The sequence below is a fragment of the Pelagibius sp. genome (genome assembly GCF_028289705.1).
GTDB lineage: Bacteria > Pseudomonadota > Alphaproteobacteria > Kiloniellales > Kiloniellaceae > Pelagibius.
This window is the reverse complement of record NZ_JANQOI010000035.1, coordinates 33421-50174: the sequence shown is the minus strand read 5'-3', so window position 1 is coordinate 50174 and position 16754 is coordinate 33421. Positions and strand designations below refer to the sequence as shown.

Genomic DNA, 16754 nt, shown 5'->3' with positions numbered 1-16754 from the left:
CGGCGGCATCGGGCACTGGCTGTTGATATCGGCGCACCGCCTGGCGCCGGCGCCGGTCCTGGCGCCCTTCAACTACACCCAGATCGTGCCCATGGTGCTGCTGGGCTTCCTGGTGTTCGGCGATCTGCCCGACGTCTGGACCATCGTCGGTGCCGCCGTGGTGCTGATGAGCGGCCTCTACCTGCTCTACCGCGAACGCAAGGTGAAGGCGGTGGCGGTCTAGGTTTCTTTTCGACTTTCGTCGAATCGGTAACAGCCCGGTCGGTAACAGCCCGGTCGGTAACAGCCCGGGCGCTCGTCCGGCAGACGGCCCGGAAACGACAACCGGCCATCTCGCAACGTCGATTGGCCTTGAGAGTATTCTCCGGATCGCGGGCCCGACACACGGGACGATCGCGCGCTGCGGGAGCACCGCTTGCCGGTCCACGATCTCGAAAACCTGGCGAACCGCCCCGATTTCCATTCAACGAAGTGGTTTGATTCCTATCAATGCAGGATCAAACTTTGTCCTCTGGATTGGTGCATCAGGCGCGGCCAATCCCAAGGGGGGTTTACGACGTGCGCGTTCTTATTGCCGACGACCATAGGCTGGTTTCCGATACCTTCGCCGAATACCTGAAGGCCCACAATCCCAACGCGTTCGTCCAACAGGCAGAAACCCTCGACGAGGCGCTCGAGTGGATCGGCAGACACGGCCCGATCGACCTTGTGCTTCTGGACATGAAGATGCAGGGCATGAACGGCCTCGATGGCCTTATACGAATTCAGCAGCGCTTCCCGGACCTTCCCGTGGTGATCTTCTCGGGCTTTGGCGATCACGAGGTGGTTTCACGCGCCCTCGAGCTCGGCGCGGCCGGGTTCGTGCCCAAGCAGATGTCGGCCCCCGCCGTCATCAAGGCGCTCGAACTCGTGCTTACCGGAGAGACCTACGTACCCTCCCGGTTTATACCCGGGTCGCTCCCCAAGGGCGGAACATCCGAGGAAGATGCCAGACACCGCCATCCGATAGCGTCTTGGGAAGCGGGAAATCCATTGAACCGGATATCGCCCCGGGAGGCCGAGGTTCTGGCGCTTCTGACCAAGGGCTTCTCGAACAAGGAAATCGCCCGCGATCTGGAGATATCCGAAGCCACGGCGGCCTTCCACGTGCGCAGACTCTGCCAGAAGCTCGACGCATCCAACCGAACGCAGGTCGTAACCAGGGCCCTGAAGTTCGGCTGGCGGGAGCGTTGAGCGCGGTCTCGCACCCCGCCCCCTTTCGTAAATCGACGCCGGATGCGTGCGCCAAGCGCCGGACACCTTGCGCGTGGCTGCACCGGACAATCGAAAGCGGCACCTATCAATTTTACCAGATAGCTAGCAATTATGATCGTTATTTAACGCCATTAGAGTATTCACTGATAATTATATTAACTACTATAATTACGTGCAAATAATTTAGGGTTAAACAACCATTTTTATCTAAACCACAAACAGATCTTCTGAAAAATACTTCGGAAATCAAATCGTCCCTCGGGCCTACTGAGACGATCGGAACAGCGCCCGCCGCTAACACAGAATCCTGGAGCCAAATCAATGGTCAAGTTCCTGGCAAAATCCAAGAAGGCCAACAAGCCATCAACCGGCGAAGCCGCCATCGACTGCGAAGCCTTACGGCAGATGGTCGAGAACATGCCCATTAACGTAATGGTCTGCGATCTGGCGAACTTTCAGATCATTTACGCCAACAAGGCAACGCTCCAGGCGCTCAAGCAGCTAGAGCACGTGCTCGACATCAAGGCCGACCAACTGGTCGGCACCTGCATCGACGTGTTTCACAAGAATGCGGCCCACCAGCGCAGCCTGCTCTCCAATCCGAAGAACCTGCCGCACCAGGCCAACATCGAGATCGGCGGCGAAATCCTCGACCTGCTGGTCACCGCCGTCTACGACAGCGACGGCACCTACATTTTCCCCATGGTGACCTGGAGCGTCATCACGGAGAAGGTCAAGGCCGACGCCGAAGCACACCGTCTGCTGCAAATGGTCGACAACATGCCAATCAACGTCATGATGTGCGATCCGGTGGAGTTCAAGTTGAACTATGTCAATGCGACCAGCCGGAAGACACTCCAGTCTATCGAGCACCTCCTGCCCTGCCAGGTCGACGCCCTGATGGGCCAGTGCATCGATGTCTTCCACAAGAACCCAACGCATCAACGCAGCATCTTGGCCAACCCGAAAAACCTGCCGCACAATGCAAAGATCGAATTGGGCGAGGAAACACTCTCCCTCAACGTCAGCGCCGTGACGGACAAAAGCGGCGAGTATCTCGGCCCGATGGTTTGCTGGAGCGTGATCACCGGCCAGGTGAAACTGGCAAACAACTTCGAGAACAACGTCAAGAGCGTGGTCGAGCTCGCATCTTCGGCCACGACCGAATTGCGGTCCACCGCCGAATCCATGTCCAGCGTGGCCGACGAGTCCAACAGTCAGGCCAACAGTGTCGCAGCAGCCGCCCAGCAGGCTTCGACCAACGTCGAGACCGTGGCTTCCGCGGCCGAGGAGCTGTCCGCCTCGATCAAGGAGATCAGCGACCGGGTCGCCAATTCGGCCGAGATCGCCAGCAAGGCAAGCACCGAGGCCAAACGCACCGACGAGACCATCAAGGGCTTGGCCGAGGCCGTCAACAAGATCGGAAAGGTCGTCGATCTGATCAACGACATCGCCGAGCAGACCAACCTGCTGGCCCTCAACGCCACCATTGAGGCGGCGCGCGCCGGCGATGCGGGCAAGGGCTTTGCCGTGGTTGCCAACGAGGTCAAGAGCCTCGCGACCGAAACCGGCAAGGCGACCGGCGAAATCGCCGCCCAGATCTCCTCGATCCAGTCGGTCAGCAACGACGCGGTCAAGGCGATCCAGGAGATCGACAAGACGATCCAGGACATGAACGAAATCGCCACCAGTGTTTCCGCGGCGATCGAGGAACAAACGGCGGCGACGGCGGAGATTGCCCGCAACGTCCAGCAGGCCTCAGCCGGCACCGGCGAGGTGACCAACAACGTCTCGGGGCTCAGCCAGGCCGCTTCCGAGACAGGTCAGTCGGCAAGCCAGGTGCTCGAATCCGCGGGCGAGTTGGCGAAGCAGATGACGACCTTGAAAGACCAGGTCGACGGTTTTCTCGTTGAGGTGCGCGCGCTCTGAGCCCATGCGCAAGGGGCCAGGCAAGCTTGCCCTGCGCTTGGCCCCTTGGCAAAGGCAGCCCGAACCGAAGTCCAGCGAGGCAGAAATGAAAATCACGATGGGTCCGGGCGCAGCCGCGCCCGGCAAGCCAGCCTGCGGCACGACAAATGTTGTCGCTTTCCCCGTCGGCGAGGACCGCATCAATGCGGCCTCCGGTACTGGCGACAGCGAGCTGGAGCTCGCTTTCGCCATGCAGCGCGAAACGATCCGAACCCTCGAGTGGACTCTGGGGTGCATGAACGCAAACGGCGGCGACGCGCAATACCGCGTTGCCTGCCTTCTCATCGAGGAAACGCTGGCCGATCTCAAGTCGATCACCTCCAGGACGATCGCGGATCCCGCTGAGATCGCAAACCTCCACATGCAGTTGAAGAACTGCGCCGAGGTTCTGCGCCTCTGCCACGAATTGATCTGCGCCGAGCGACCGCCCGGATCATGAGGCTCAGCGGCCGCAAGCGCCTAACCGGAGATTTCCCTGTCCCACAGGACAGCGCCTTCCGGACAGGCCGATGGCCTTGCAGGCTTTGGGGAACGGTTACGGCGACTGTTGCACCGGGAGCACGCTATGCGTTCAGCAGTGCTAAGAGTTGATCCCCCTTTAGTTTAATGACACGGCTTATTTCAACTTCTATTATCACCCTTGTCGACCGACCTGACGCAGCTTTCTGCGACACCCAAAATAGCACCGAGGTTGCAGCCTCAAGGCAATGCCGACTCGTCTCCAGCGGAGAGAACGGACCTCTTTTGATCTCGCGCCTGCGGTTACCGCGATGCAGCGGATGAGGTCGTGGTCATTCGTCGTGGTGGCTGCTGCTGCAGCCGCAGCCCTGTTTGCCGACATTTCGATGCCGCTCGGTGTGGCTGTCGGCATTCCCTATGTCGGCGTCGTGCTGCTCTGTTGGTGGCTCAATAGCGTCCTCTGTCTGATCGCCATCGCCGCCCTTTGTTCGTTGCTGGCGGCGGCGGGCTACTTTTACGGCCCCCCGCCGGCCGAAGATTGGGCCGCCCTGACCAACCGCGGGTTCGCCATCCTGGCGATTTGGCTCACTGCCTCGTTGCTGTTACACGCCAAGACGGAACGGACCGTTCAACCCCGGTCGCAAAGCGCCTTGAAACCGGGTGTCCCTCAGGGGAATCGGGCCGCGGCCGGTGTGAAGCAGGCTCCCGCGTCGGCGGCCGGCGCAAGAGGCGAACCGAGAGACGCGCTGAGCGGCAGCGAAGCACAGCTTCGCGCGGTGTTCGACACGGTGGTGGATGCGCTGATCATCACCGACGCTTACGGCATAGTGCGCGATTGCAATCCGTCATGCTGCCGCATGTTCGGCTACAGAGCAGTCGACCTGATCGGGCAGAACGTGAGCGTTCTCATGGGGCCGCCCTTCTCGCGGGACCATGATGCCTATCTGCGCCGCTACCGCGAGGGCGGTGAGGCCAGGATCATCGGAACTGGCCGCGAAGTCACCGCCCTGCGACAGGACGGCACCCTGTTTCCGGTCGAGCTGTCGGTGGGCGAAGTGTTGTACGGCGAAACCCAGCTCTTCGTCGGGGTGATGCGCGACAACTCGGAACGCAAGGCCACCATCGAGGCATTGCGCCGTCAGGCGCTGATCTTCGAGCAAATGTCCGACGGGATCATTGTCACCGACCTCGAAGGGCGAATCAGCGATTGGAATCCGGCAGCGAAACACATGTTCGGCTACACCAGGCAAGAAGTTCTGCACAACACGCCATCCATTCTCCATCATCCGGCTGAAGCGGAGGAATTGCGGTTGGAGATCGTCGAGGGAGTCAATCGCACCGGCGAATGGCGCGGCGAGATCAACTTCGTCCGCAAGGACGGCAGCCAAGGCGTCTGCGAGACCCATGTGCTGCCGCTGTACGACGTAAGCGGTGAACTGATCGCCAGGATTGGCGTGAACAGAGACTTGACGGAACGAAAGGAGGCCGAAAAGGCTCAGATGGCATTGCAGCAACAGGTTTATCAGGCCCAGAAGATCGATGCGCTCGGCAACCTCGTCGGCGGCATCGCCCACGACTTCAACAACGCTCTCCTTCCGATCATCGGATTGACCGAGCTGACCGCGCCGCTTCTGCCGAAAGAGTCCAAAGAACGCACCAACCTCCACAAGGTTCTTGATGCCGCCTATCACGCCCAGGATCTGGTGCGCCAGCTTCTCACCTTCAGCCGTCAAGACCCCCCCGATCGTCGCCCTGCGGACATCGCGGAGATCGTGCATGACGCGATCAGATTCCTTCGGGCCGGTCTGCCGAGCACCATCGAGATGATCGAGCAACTGGACGATGCCACCGGCTTCGTTTTTGTGGATGCGACGCAGATTCGACAGGTCATCGTGAACCTGGCGACCAACGCCAGCGATGCGATGATCCAGTCGGGCGGCGTCCTCCGGATCGGGATTTCCGCCGTTGAGCTCGATACCGGAAAGCTCGCCAATCTGGAACCCGGACCCTATTTCCGGATCGATGTAACCGACACCGGCCGCGGCATGGATCAGGCCACGATCGAGCGGATCTTCGAGCCGTTCTTCACCACCAAGCCAGCCAACAAAGGCCACGGCCTGGGGCTTACAGTCGCCTATGGCATCGTCAGGGGCCACAACGGGACGATCACCGTTGCCAGCGAAGTGGGCCAAGGCACCCGGTTCTCCGTCTATCTGCCGCGGGCGGCCGACGAGAACCCCGGCGCTGGGAGGTGAACGCGGATGGCAAGGATACTGATCATCGACGACGACAGCCTCTCACGCTACACCCTCGCCCGCATTCTCGAATCCGAAGGCCACGAAGTCATGGAAGCCGAGAACGGCTCTGTGGGAATGGCTGCGGCGCGCGACGAAGCGGTGGATCTCGTGATCTCCGATATCATCATGCCCCAGATGGAAGGGATCGAGACTATTGCAGCCCTGCGAAAGCTCGACCCCGATCTGCCGATTATCGCCATCTCCGGCGGGGGCAGCCTCGCGGAAAAGGTGCCGCTTCAACACGCAAGAGTGCTGGGCGCCACCCATGCCCTGCCCAAGCCCTTCGGCCCGAAACAGATCCTGGTCCTGGTGCGGGATTCCTTGAATTCGACCGGTTAGAGCATTTTCGACCTGCGTCGAATCGGTTCCGGCCCCCTTGCGTTCACGGGCGGTCGGCGGCGAGGCGCAGGCCGGCGGCGACGAAGAGCGCGCCGGTGACCCGCTCGATCCAGCGCCGCGCACGGCCATAGGCGGCAGCAACCCGCGGCCGAGCGAAGATCACCGCCGCCAGGGCATACCAGCCGGCGGCGATGCCCACCACCAAGGCGCAGATGCCCGCCTGGAAGGCCAGAGGGGCGCCGGCGGGGATCGAGACCGCGAAGAGCGAGGCGAAGAAGGCCGCCGCCTTGGGATTGGAGAGGTCCGTGGCCAGGCCGAAGAGAAAGGCGCGGCGCAGGTGGCCCTGGGCGGGCGCACCGCCCGGCACTATCGGCGCTGTCGCACCGCGCTGCAGGAGAAGCTTCAGGCCGACGACGATCAGGTAGGCGGCGCCGACCAGCTTCACCGCGGTGTAGGCCCAGGCGACGGTCTCGAACAGCACCGCCAGGCCGGCGAGGCTGAGACCCGCCCAGATCGCGGTGCCCAGGCCGATGCCCGCCGCCGTGGTCACCCCGGCCCGCGCGCCCCCGCGTGCCGTCGCATGGAGGGTCGCCAGCAGGTTCGGGCCCGGGCTCAGCACCGTGACAGTCCAGACCCCGGCAATGAAGGCAGCGGCATAGAGGTGCTCGATTGAACCGGCGAATACGCTAGAAAAAGAGATGTCAGGCAAGGGCTCGCACTCCATGATGGCAGCCGCAAGAGGATAGACGAACGAACAAGGATTGGGGAGGTCCCGGAAAAGCAACGATGTCCTACGCCAAACTGAAAAGACGCCTCGAAGACGGCGCCGTGGTGATCCTGGACGGCGCCACCGGCACCGAATTGCAGCGCCGCGGCGTCGACATGGACCCGGCTGCCTGGTGCGGCGTGGCGACCCTGGAGAACGACGAGATCCTCAGCGCGATCCACCGCGATTACATCGCCGTCGGCGCCGAGGTGATCACCGCCAATACCTTCGCCTCCTCGCGGCTGATGCTGTCGCCGGCCGGCTACGGCGACCGGGTGGCGGAGATCAACCGGCGCGCGGTGGAAGCGGCCCTGCGCGCCCGCGACAGCGCGCCGGAGGGGCGCGACGTGGTGGTCGCCGGCTCCCTGTCCCACATGGCCCCGATCACCGAAGGCTCTTCCAAGACCGACCTCAGCGCCTTGCCCAGCGACGCCGAGATGTCGGAGGCCTTCCACGAACTGGCCGGCATCCTGAAGGACGCCGGCGCCGAGCTGATCATCCTGGAGATGATGTACCACCCAGTCCGCGCAAGGCTCGCCCTGGAGGCGGCCCAGGCGACCGGCCTGCCGATCTGGTTCGGCCTCAGCGCCCGGCGCGGCGACGACGGCGAGGTCATCAGCTTCTATCATCGCGAAGAGTTGCCGCTCAGCGCCGTGACCGACCTGCTGCCGGGCGCCGGCGTCGATGCCGCCGGCTGCATGCACTCGGGCGCCGATCTCATCGCCGCGGCCCAGGCCGAAACCCGCAAAAGCTTCGGCGGCGCCCTCATGGCATACCCGGACAGCGGCTACTTCGAAATGCCGGACTGGCGCTTCGTCGACGTCATCGACCCCCAGCGCATGGAAGGGTTCTTCCTGGACTGGCTGGAGCAAGGCACCCGGATCGTCGGCGCCTGCTGCGGCCTCACCGTGGAGCACATCAAGGCCGCCGTGCGCGCCCGCGACCGCTTCCTGGGCGGTTAGCAGGCTGTTCAAAGAGTGTCTGTAGGAAGCACGACACCCTTCGAGACGCGGTTCTGCGAACCGCTCCTCAGGGTGAGGTTCAGTGCATTGGACTGATTGACCTCATGCTGAGGAGGTCGCGCAGCGACCGTCTCGAAGCACGAGGTCAATCACCCAACTTGCTTTTTCAGCAGCCTGTTAAAGCGTGACGCCGCCGTCGACGACCATTGCGGTGCCCGTGGTATAGGCGGACTCGTCGCTGGCCAGATAGACCGCCATGGCCGCCACCTCTTCGGCGGTGCCGAGACGGCCGATGGGCTGGCGGGCGATGAAGGCCTTGCGCGCCTCCTCGGGGTTGTCGAAGGCGGCGATGCGGTCCTCCAGGGAGGGGGACTCGATGGTGCCCGGGCAGATGCAGTTGCAGCGCAGCCCCTGCTTGATGAAGTCCGCCGCCACCGACTTGGTGAGGCCGATGACCGCCGCCTTGCTGGCGCCGTAGACGCAGCGCTTGGGCAGGCCGCGTTGGGAGGACGCCACCGAGGCCATGTTGATGATCGAGCCGCCGCCGGCATCCAGCATCGCCGGCAGGAAGGCGGAGATCATGCGGTACATGGACTTCACGTTGAGGTCGAAGGAGAAGTCCCAGTCTTCCTCCGGACAGTCCAGGATGGTGCCGTTGTGCACGAAGCCCGCCACATTGCAGAGCACGTCCAGCGGCGGCAGTTCGGCGGCCAGGCTGTGAATGGCCTGGGTATCGGTGACGTCGAGGCGATGCACCGCAATACCGCTGCTGCCGTTCAGCGCCTCCAGAGCGTCGACATTGATGTCGGCGGCCATGACCTTCGCGCCTTCCGCTGCAAAGGCCAGCGCGATGGCCCGTCCGATACCCTGCGCCGCCGCCGTGACCAGCGCGGTCTTCCCTGCCAGGCGATCCCCCATGGTCGCTTCTCCCCTCTTCCATTGACAGCGCGCCCTGCGGCGCGGACCTGAGCCAATACGATTAGTGCGAATCCCGCGGCAGGGATTTCACCACCTGATGATACTGCACCGCCGGCTCAAGACAGCCGCCGGTGGAGAGCTGTCCGACCATGCCGCGGTAGATCTCCTGCCAGGGCGTCTGGTGCTCCAGGGCCGGCGGTTCATAGGCCTCCCACCTGGCGGCCATCTCGGCCTCGTCGATCAGGATATCGACCCGCCGCTCGTTGAGGTCGACCCGCAGGCGGTCGCCGGTCTGCAGAATGGACAGGCCCGAGCGGGCCGCCGATTCCGGCGAGGCGTTGAGGATCGAGGGGCTGCCGGAGGTACCGCTCTGGCGGCCGTCGCCGATGGTCGGGAGTTCCAGCACCCCGTCCTTGATGAGGGCGTCCGGCGGCTGCATGTTCACCACCTCCGCCGAGCCGGGATAGCCGATGGGTCCCGCCCCGCGGATCACCAGCAGGCAGGTTTCGTCGATGGCCAGCGCCGGGTCGTTGATGCGGTCGTGATAGTCCTCCGGCCCCTCGAAGACGATGGCCCGCCCCTCGAAGGCGTTCTCCTGGCCCGGCGTCGAGAGATAGCGCTGGCGGAACTCCGGGCTGATCACCGAGGTCTTCATGATCGCCGCATCGAAGAGGTTGCCGGAAAGCACCACGAAGCCCGCCTCTTCCATCAGGGGCTTGTCGTAGGGGCGGATGACCTCCGGGTCGCTGGCGACCCGGTCGCTGTGCAGTTCGCCGATGGTCTTGCCGGCCGCCGTCATGGCGTCCCTATTGATCTTGCCGGCGCGGATAAGCTCGCCGATCACCGCCGGCACGCCGCCGGCGCGGTAGTAGTCCTCCGCCAGATATTCCCCGGCGGGCTGCAGGTTCACCAGCAGCGGGATGTCGTGGCCATGGGTCTGCCAGTCCTCGATGTGCAACTCCACGCCCATGTGGCGAGCGATGGCGGTGATGTGGGGCGGGCAGTTGGTGGAGCCGCCGATCGCCGAGTTGACGGCGATGGCGTTCAGAAACGCATCGCGGGTCATGATCTTGGAGGGCGTGAGCTCCTCCCAGACCATCTCCACGATGCGCTTGCCGGTTTCGTAGGCCATGTGGCCGCGCTCGCGGTAAGGCGCGGGAATCGCCGCCGCCCCCGGCAGCATCATGCCCAGGGTCTCGGCCAGGGAATTCATCGAGGAGGCAGTGCCCATGGTGTTGCAATGCCCGGCGCTGGGCGTGGAGGCCGCCACCAGGGAGATGAAGCCGTCGAAGTCGATCTCGCCGGCGGCGAGGCGCTTGCGCGCCTCCCAGACGATGGTGCCGGAGCCCACGCGCCGTCCGTTCCACCAGCCGTTCAGCATCGGCCCGCCGTTCATGGCGATGGCCGGCATGTCCACCGTCGCGGCGGCCATCAGACAGGCCGGCGTGGTCTTGTCGCAACCGGTGGTCAGGATGACCCCGTCCAGAGGATAGCCATGCAGGATCTCCACCAGCCCGAGGTAGGCCAGGTTGCGGTCCAGGGCCGCCGTCGGCCGGCGTCCGGTCTCCTGAATCGGGTGGACCGGAAACTCGAAGGCCACGCCGCCGGCATCGCGAATGCCGTCGCGCATGCGCCGCGCCAGGTCCACGTGGATGCGGTTGCAGGGTGACAGGTCGCTGCCGGTCTGGGCGATACCGATGATCGGCCTGCCGCCGGTCAGCTCTTCCTTGGTGATGCCGAAGTTGAGATAGCGCTCCAGGTAGAGCGCGGTCATGCTCGCGTTATCCCGGTTATCGAACCAGCTCTGGCTGCGCAGGCGCCGGTCCATTTTTGCGATCTTCACGGGGCAGGGTCCTCCTGAATCTTCCTTGGCATAAAGCTAGCAGCCTGCCGCCCGCGCTGCATCGTCTTTGCGGCTCAACCGCCGAACGCAGGCGCTCCGGCGAACCTCTGCGCCGATACGCCGGGACCTCCCGCTATTCCAAATCGCGCGGGCGGATGAAGTGCTTCAAGGTGGCCCCTTCCTGACCCAGCGCCTGCCATGACGGCACCTTGAAGTGGGCCAAGGCCGCCGTCGGAAACTTCTCCGCCATCGACTGCGAGGCCGCCGAGGACTCGCCGGCTGTCAGGTGCAGGGAGAGGTTTTCCATCCCGGGATTGTGACCCACCACCATGATGCTGGCGGTCTGCGCCGGCTGGCGCTGCAGCAGCGCCACTATGCGGCTGGGCGAAGCCAGATAGAGCGTCTTCAGGTAGCGGACCTGCGGCGCTTCCGGCAGTTCCGCCGCCACCAGCGCCAGGGTTTCCCGGGCGCGCCGGGCAGTGGAACAGAGCACCAGGGTCGGGCGCCACGTCTTCCGGGCGATCCAACGGCCCACGAGGGGCGCGGCCCGCTCGCCGCGGGGCGCCAGGGGCCTGTCGAAATCGTCCAACTGAGGGCGGTCCCAACTCGACTTGGCGTGCCGCAGCAGAATCAGGTGTGGCATTTGGTCACCTTCGGTTGACACCGCTCGGATGCAACACACTTAAGAAGCGGCGCCTGGTCTTTGCCTTCGCAGGCATTTCCACTTGCACCGGTGGATGAATTTCCGCAATTGTATAGTTTCATAAAAACGAAACGGAGGCGCTGCAACTATGCTGGGTGTTGCAGCGTTGCCGAAATCAATCAAGGGCTGGCATCCATAACACGGTAAGCCGAGAAAGCAAGAAAGCGCAGGGTTCGCAGAGTCGTTGAGCGCCCCGCAAACAACCCAGTGGTCTTCCCATAGAACCAAGAACCACGGTCTCCGCTTGCGCCAGCCCGGTCATGCAATGGTACACAGGAAGGGCGACACTACCGATGGCGGCCGATCCTTCGATGGGAACCGAAGTCGAACTGAAACTCAGAGCAGATCCGGAAACCCTTGAGCGGCTGTGGCAGGCGCCACAACTCCGCGGGGCCGACGGCGCGGCACCCAAGGTCAAGGAACTGGAGAACGTCTACTACGACACCGCGGACCTGCGTCTGCGCAAGCGCGGCCTGGCGTTCCGCATCCGCCGCGACGGCACCCGCTTCATACAAACTGTCAAAACCGGCGATACCGAGGCTGCCGGGCTGTTCAGCCGGGGCGAATGGGAAGGGCCCGTACCATCCCTCGAGCCGCGGCTCGACGTGATCGGCGATCCGGATATCCGCGCCGCCCTGGGGCTCATCCTGCCCGGGGAGTTGCGGCCGGTCTTCACCACCCGGGTCCATCGCGAGGTGCAGCAGGTCAACGGTACCGATTCCCTGGGGCGGCTGAAGATGATCGAGGCGGCCTTCGACCGGGGCGAGATCGAGGCAGCCGGCGTGGTTCAGCCGCTCTCGGAGATCGAACTGGAGCTGGTCCAGGGCGCGCCGCGGGCGCTCTTCGACCTTGCCCTCTCGCTGCAGGACATCGCGCCGACGCAACTCGAGACCCGCAGCAAGTCGGCGCGCGGCTATGCTCTGGCCACCGGCCGTCGGCCGGCCTGGCATCGCGCCAAACCCCTGGCCCTGAAGCCGCAGATGAGCGTCGACGACGCCCTGACGGCGGTGCTGGAAACCTGCCTGCTTCATTGGACCGCGAACGAAGCGGCCGCCCTCGACGGCAGCGATCCCGAGGGCGTGCACCAGATGCGTGTCGGCCTGCGGCGTTTCCGCTCCGCGATCTCGGTGTTTTCCGAGCTGCTGCCGGAAGAGCATGCCACCTGGCTGAACGGCGAAGCTCGCTGGGCCCTAGGCGCCCTCGGCCCGGCGCGGGACTGGGACGTCTTTCTGGCCGACCTGCTGGCGCCCGTGGAGGCCGAGCGGCCCGACGACAAGGACCTGGGCGTCCTGCGCCAGGCCGCCGAGGAGCGCCGCGCCGCCGCCTACGTGCAGGTCCGCGAGGCTCTGAGCGAGCCGCGCTACACGCGCTTCCTGCTGCAACTCGGCGGCTGGCTGGAAGACCGCGGCTGGCATTGCGCGGCGCTGACGCCGGCCCAGGCGGTCTGGCTGGACCAGCCGCTGCTCACCCTGGCCAACAAGCTGTTGAGCCGGCGCCACGGCAAGACCCTGAAGCGCGGCAAGCACTTCGCGCGGCTTCCGGTGGAGGACCGCCACAAGGTGCGCATCGCCATGAAGAAGCTGCGCTATACCACTGAATTCTTTTCGGATCTCTATCCGGCAAAGGCCGCGCGGCCCTACATCAAGGCGATGCGCGGGCTGCAGGAGAGTCTGGGCCATCTGAACGATGTGGCCGTGGCCGAGACCCTCCTGGCGGAGCTTGCCAAGCCGCAGAAAGGACGGCGGCGCCCGGCCGGCCTCGACCGCTCGGTGGGCAAGGTGATCGGCTGGTACGCCCATGCCGTCACCCAGTTCGAGCCCGAGATGTGCCGGAACTGGAAGGCCTTCGCCAAGACCAAGCCGTTCTGGAACCGCAGCGGCAAGTGATCCGGCGCCTCCTTGGCGGAGAGTCCCTCGGAAAGCTGTCGAGCCGACTCCTGCAGTTGGGGTACACTTCAGCGCATGATCACCGTTCTCGTCGCCAATCCGAAGGGTGGCTGCGGTAAAACCACCATCGCCACGCACCTGGCCTCCGCCTTTGCCGGCGCCGGCCTGCGGACCGCGCTGGCGGATGCCGACAGGCAGCGCAGTTCCCTGCGTTGGCTCCGCCAGCGCCCCGACGAAGCGGCGCCGATCATGGCCCAGGACTGGCGCCAGGGGCCGAAGGACCTGCCGGGACCCGTCGACCGTCTGATCATCGACTCGCCGGCGGCCATGAAGCTGGGCAAGATCGACGAGTTGCTGCGCCAGGCGGATGTGATCGTTGTCCCGGTGCTGCCCTCAGGCTTCGATGTCGGCGTCAGCCGGGCCTTCCTGAAAAAGCTGGACGACCTCAAGCCGATCCGCAAAAGCAAGACCGCCGTCGCCGTAGTGCGCAACCGGGTGCAACTGGGCACGCGTTCGGCCGCGCATCTCGACCGCTTCATGCTGGGGGTCGGCTTCACCGGCGTCGGGCGCCTGCGCCATCGCACCATCTATACCGAGGTTGCCAGCCAGGGCCTCAGCATCTTCGATCTGCCGGCCAAGCAGTACGAAGACCTGCGCGACGACTGGGCGCCGCTGCTGCGCTACATCGAAAACGCCGACCCCAGCATCAGCAACTTCGCCGTCGGCGAGTAATCAAACCGATTGAAACTGCTCAAGAGGTTTGCGACCGCGCCTGCTCGACCGCTTCGCGGAAGCCCGGGACCCTGGCCGCCACCGCCTCGGCGTCGTCGCCGGGCTTGTAGAGGCTGCCGCCGAGGCCGAAGCCGCGGGTGCCCGCCGCCCAGTAGCCGCCGATCTTCTGCGGCGTGATGGAGCCCACGGCAAAGACCGGCAATGCCGGCGGAAAGACCGCACGCATGGCCTTTACGACCGGCGGCGGGTTGGCCTCCGCCGGGAACAGCTTCACCGCATCCGCCCCGGCCTCGATCATGGCGAGCCCTTCGGTCGGCGTGGCGAAGCCGGGGACCGCCACCATGCCCCGCGCCTTGGCGGCGGCGACGACCGCCTGGCCGGCGTTGGGGGTGACGATCAGCCGGCCGCCGACCGCCGCCACGTTATCCACGTCCCCCGGGTTCAGAACGGTTCCGGCGCCGACCAGCGCTTTGTCGCCGCAGGCCTCCGCCAGGGCGGCGATGCTGTCGAAGGGCCGTGGCGAGTTCAGCGGCACTTCGATGATGCCGATCCCCTCCGCCAGCAACGCTTCGCCGATGGCCACCACCTCCTCCGGCTTGACGCCGCGCAGAATCGCCACCAGGGGCATTTCGTCCAACCAGTAAGCGAAATCGTTCACCGCCGAAGTCCCCTTCCTCTATGCCTGATCCTGCAGCCGCCGGGCGAGCTGGAAGAGGCCCTGGGCGACCACGTCGCCGCCGATCACCCGGACGGAGCGGCCCTGTTGCGCCAGCGCGGCCTCATAGAGCCCGACGAGACCCGCCGCCCCGATCAGCACCACCTCCGCTACGCCCTCGTCCGCCACGTCCTCGTCCGCCGAGCGCAGTGCCGCGGCAACCTCCTTGCCGATCAAGAGGCCGGAGAGGTAGGCGCGGGCGCCCTCTTGCGGCATCTCGCCACTCAAAACCCGGCTGCGCACCGAGAACAGCAGGTGCAGCAGGGCCCGGTCCGACGCGCCCTGGCGCACCCCCTCGGCAAACCAGTCGTCCGCCGCAACCCCGTCCGGCGTCATCAGGCGCCCCAGGATCGAATGCGCCTGCAGCAGGTCGTAGACCTCTCCGGTCATGTAGGTGGCAAAGCCGCGGACCGTGCCGGCGCCGACAGTCGCCCACTTGCTGTGGGTGCCGGGCAGGCAGACCAAGGCGCTGTCCCCGGAAAGCTCTCCCAATGCGCCGAAGACCTGGACCTCCTCGCCGCGCATCACATCGGGCGACGCGCTCTCCATCCGGTCGCTCAGCCCGGGGGCGATCCAGACCTCCGCGTCCGAGTCCGATCCCTCGGCCCAGTCGATGCGGGTCAGCCCCTCCGCCAGACCGGTGAGATCGCAGGGGCAGGACCGATAGGGCACCTCCCGCCAGCCCTGGCGGCTGCCGATCATGCCGCTCATCATCACCAGGGCCCGGGGCCTGTCGGCCAGCCAGCCACCGATTTCCTCGTGAAGCGCGGCCGGAAAGCCGCCGGGCTCCACCCGCAGGATTCCCCGCGGCGAGCTCTTCTGCGCCTGGACCTCGCCGGCAGGGCCCAGGGCATAGGCGCGAAATGACGAGGTGCCCCAGTCCACCGCGATGACGGGGCGCGGGGCGGCGTCAGCGCTCAAAGATAATCCTCGATGTAATCCTCGACGATGGCATCCAGGCTGGCGTCCTTGGGCAGGCCGAGGGCCGTCGCCCGGTCATGGGCGGCGTCCTTGGGCCAGCCGGCGCAGATCTCCTCGATGAAGGGGTCGCGCTCGAAGACGATCTCTCCCAGGGGCCGCTCGCCGGCCACGCGCTTCAGGGCCTCGATCATCTCCGCGACCGTGACGGTGAAGCTCGGCAGGCTGACGGCGCGATCATCGCCCAGCGCCGCGCCCTCGGCCTCGTGCAGGGCGATGAAGCCGCCGACGATGGAGCGATAGCCGAGCAGGGGCATGGGCGTCTCCGGCGCCACCGGAATGCTGCAGACCTCACCGTTCAGTGGCTCGCGGAACAGACCGGAGACGAAGCTGGAGGCCGCCTGGTTCGGTTTGCCCGGGCGCACGATCACCGTCGGCAGACGCGCCGAGCGGCCGTCGAAGAAGCCCTTTCTGCTGTAGTCGTTGACCAGCAGCTCGCAGATCGACTTGGTGATGCCGTAGGTGGTCTGCGGGGTCTGCTTCACCGTGTCGCCGACCACGCCCGGCATGGAAGCGCCGCCGAAGACGGCGATGGAACTGGCAAAGACGACGCGCGGCAGGCCGGCCCTGGCCCGGCAGGCCTCGAAGACGTTGAGGCCGCCGTGCAGGTTGACCCGCATGGCCAGGTCGAAGTCGCGTTCGCCGCCGCCGCTGACCACCGATGCAAGATGGAAAACAGAGATGTCATCCCTATCGATCAGCGCGGAGACGGTGGCGGCGTCTGAGATATCACCGGTCTGAAAGACAACCCGCTCGTCGGCCCAATCCGGGCGAACCGCCGGCGCGTTGACGTCGAACAGCAGAAGAGAGTCAATGGCTTCCTGCGCTCCGTTCGGCGCCGTCAGGCTGCCGCGTTGCAGCAACTCGGCGCCCAAACGCAGCCCGATGAAGCCTGCCCCTCCGGTGATGACAACTTTCACAACCACTCCTCCCC

General features: G+C 65.1%; 15 protein-coding genes and 1 pseudogene. 9 read left to right on the top strand and 7 right to left on the bottom strand.

What is annotated here, in order from left to right:
* The 6 genes and pseudogenes from Q0996_RS04745 to Q0996_RS04720 form a co-directional block, all read left to right on the top strand.
* Nucleotides 1-223, top strand: a pseudogene (locus Q0996_RS04745) (EamA/RhaT family transporter); the annotation flags it as partial.
* A 266-nt stretch (nt 224-489) separates the two neighbouring features.
* Nucleotides 490-1233, top strand: a complete 744-nt coding sequence (locus Q0996_RS04740) for a response regulator transcription factor (RefSeq protein WP_299616558.1) — start codon at nt 490-492, stop codon at nt 1231-1233.
* 342 nt (nt 1234-1575) lie between these two features.
* Nucleotides 1576-3183 carry a methyl-accepting chemotaxis protein gene (locus Q0996_RS04735; protein WP_299616556.1) on the top strand — a complete coding sequence of 536 codons (1608 nt, stop codon included), beginning with the start codon at nt 1576-1578 and terminating at the stop codon, nt 3181-3183.
* An 85-nt stretch (nt 3184-3268) separates the two neighbouring features.
* The gene (locus Q0996_RS04730; protein WP_299616555.1) at nt 3269-3661 is read left to right on the top strand and encodes a hypothetical protein; all 393 of its coding nucleotides are present in this window, start codon (nt 3269-3271) and stop codon (nt 3659-3661) included.
* A gap of 331 nt (nt 3662-3992) precedes the next feature.
* Nucleotides 3993-5936 (top strand): PAS domain-containing sensor histidine kinase, encoded by a 1944-nt coding sequence (locus tag Q0996_RS04725; RefSeq protein ID WP_299616553.1) that lies wholly within the window; start codon nt 3993-3995, stop codon nt 5934-5936.
* 6 nt (nt 5937-5942) lie between these two features.
* A complete protein-coding gene (locus Q0996_RS04720; protein ID WP_299616552.1) occupies nt 5943-6317 on the top strand; it encodes a response regulator in 375 nt (124 codons plus the stop codon).
* A 43-nt stretch (nt 6318-6360) separates the two neighbouring features.
* Here Q0996_RS04720 and Q0996_RS04715 read toward each other — a convergent pair whose 3' ends face one another.
* Nucleotides 6361-7026, bottom strand: a complete 666-nt coding sequence (locus tag Q0996_RS04715) for a LysE family transporter (RefSeq protein WP_299616550.1) — start codon at nt 7024-7026, stop codon at nt 6361-6363.
* Nucleotides 7027-7103: 77 nt separating this feature from the next.
* Here Q0996_RS04715 and Q0996_RS04710 point away from each other — a divergent pair, with 77 nt between their 5' ends.
* The gene (locus Q0996_RS04710; RefSeq protein ID WP_299616548.1) at nt 7104-8045 is read left to right on the top strand and encodes a homocysteine S-methyltransferase family protein; all 942 of its coding nucleotides are present in this window, start codon (nt 7104-7106) and stop codon (nt 8043-8045) included.
* A 177-nt stretch (nt 8046-8222) separates the two neighbouring features.
* Here the strand turns inward: Q0996_RS04710 and Q0996_RS04705 are convergent, their stop codons facing one another.
* From Q0996_RS04705 to Q0996_RS04695, 3 genes are all read right to left on the bottom strand, one after another.
* Nucleotides 8223-8963 (bottom strand): SDR family oxidoreductase, encoded by a 741-nt coding sequence (locus tag Q0996_RS04705; protein ID WP_299616546.1) that lies wholly within the window; start codon nt 8961-8963, stop codon nt 8223-8225.
* A gap of 61 nt (nt 8964-9024) precedes the next feature.
* On the bottom strand, nt 9025-10791 hold the full coding sequence (locus tag Q0996_RS04700; RefSeq protein ID WP_299616564.1) for an IlvD/Edd family dehydratase: 1767 nt from the start codon (nt 10789-10791) through the stop codon (nt 9025-9027).
* Between the two features lie 148 nt (nt 10792-10939).
* A complete protein-coding gene (locus Q0996_RS04695; protein ID WP_299616545.1) occupies nt 10940-11449 on the bottom strand; it encodes a histidine phosphatase family protein in 510 nt (169 codons plus the stop codon).
* Between the two features lie 353 nt (nt 11450-11802).
* On the opposite strand from Q0996_RS04695, the gene Q0996_RS04690 reads away from it, so the two are divergent.
* Nucleotides 11803-13395 carry a CYTH and CHAD domain-containing protein gene (locus tag Q0996_RS04690; protein WP_299616543.1) on the top strand — a complete coding sequence of 531 codons (1593 nt, stop codon included), beginning with the start codon at nt 11803-11805 and terminating at the stop codon, nt 13393-13395.
* 75 nt (nt 13396-13470) lie between these two features.
* On the top strand, nt 13471-14127 hold the full coding sequence (locus Q0996_RS04685) for a ParA family protein (RefSeq protein ID WP_299616541.1): 657 nt from the start codon (nt 13471-13473) through the stop codon (nt 14125-14127).
* 19 nt (nt 14128-14146) lie between these two features.
* Here the strand turns inward: Q0996_RS04685 and Q0996_RS04680 are convergent, their stop codons facing one another.
* Genes Q0996_RS04680 through denD form a run of 3 tightly spaced genes read right to left on the bottom strand, consistent with a single transcriptional unit; the run spans nt 14147 to nt 16740 of the window.
* Nucleotides 14147-14785 carry a 2-dehydro-3-deoxy-6-phosphogalactonate aldolase gene (locus tag Q0996_RS04680; protein WP_299616539.1) on the bottom strand — a complete coding sequence of 213 codons (639 nt, stop codon included), beginning with the start codon at nt 14783-14785 and terminating at the stop codon, nt 14147-14149.
* 18 nt (nt 14786-14803) lie between these two features.
* Nucleotides 14804-15763 (bottom strand): 2-dehydro-3-deoxygalactonokinase, encoded by a 960-nt coding sequence (locus Q0996_RS04675; protein ID WP_299616537.1) that lies wholly within the window; start codon nt 15761-15763, stop codon nt 14804-14806.
* Nucleotides 15760-16740: a D-erythronate dehydrogenase gene (denD, locus tag Q0996_RS04670; protein ID WP_299616535.1), complete on the bottom strand. Its 981-nt coding sequence runs from the start codon at nt 16738-16740 to the stop codon at nt 15760-15762. The genes Q0996_RS04675 and denD overlap by 4 nt, the downstream gene beginning before the upstream one ends.
* Nucleotides 16741-16754 lie beyond the last annotated feature (14 nt).

What these genes read in the sequence shown, in the direction of transcription:
- Q0996_RS04740 (WP_299616558.1), top strand. Translation starts at nt 490, where the DNA reads ATGCAGGATCAAACTTTGTCCTCTGGATTGGTGCATCAGGCGCGGCCA.
- Q0996_RS04735 (WP_299616556.1), top strand. Translation starts at nt 1,576, where the DNA reads ATGGTCAAGTTCCTGGCAAAATCCAAGAAGGCCAACAAGCCATCAACC.
- Q0996_RS04730 (WP_299616555.1), top strand. Translation starts at nt 3,269, where the DNA reads ATGAAAATCACGATGGGTCCGGGCGCAGCCGCGCCCGGCAAGCCAGCC.
- Q0996_RS04725 (WP_299616553.1), top strand. Translation starts at nt 3,993, where the DNA reads ATGCAGCGGATGAGGTCGTGGTCATTCGTCGTGGTGGCTGCTGCTGCA.
- Q0996_RS04720 (WP_299616552.1), top strand. Translation starts at nt 5,943, where the DNA reads ATGGCAAGGATACTGATCATCGACGACGACAGCCTCTCACGCTACACC.
- Q0996_RS04710 (WP_299616548.1), top strand. Translation starts at nt 7,104, where the DNA reads ATGTCCTACGCCAAACTGAAAAGACGCCTCGAAGACGGCGCCGTGGTG.
- Q0996_RS04705 (WP_299616546.1), bottom strand. Translation starts at nt 8,963, where the DNA reads ATGGGGGATCGCCTGGCAGGGAAGACCGCGCTGGTCACGGCGGCGGCG.
- Q0996_RS04700 (WP_299616564.1), bottom strand. Translation starts at nt 10,791, where the DNA reads ATGGACCGGCGCCTGCGCAGCCAGAGCTGGTTCGATAACCGGGATAAC.
- Q0996_RS04695 (WP_299616545.1), bottom strand. Translation starts at nt 11,449, where the DNA reads ATGCCACACCTGATTCTGCTGCGGCACGCCAAGTCGAGTTGGGACCGC.
- Q0996_RS04690 (WP_299616543.1), top strand. Translation starts at nt 11,803, where the DNA reads ATGGCGGCCGATCCTTCGATGGGAACCGAAGTCGAACTGAAACTCAGA.
- Q0996_RS04685 (WP_299616541.1), top strand. Translation starts at nt 13,471, where the DNA reads ATGATCACCGTTCTCGTCGCCAATCCGAAGGGTGGCTGCGGTAAAACC.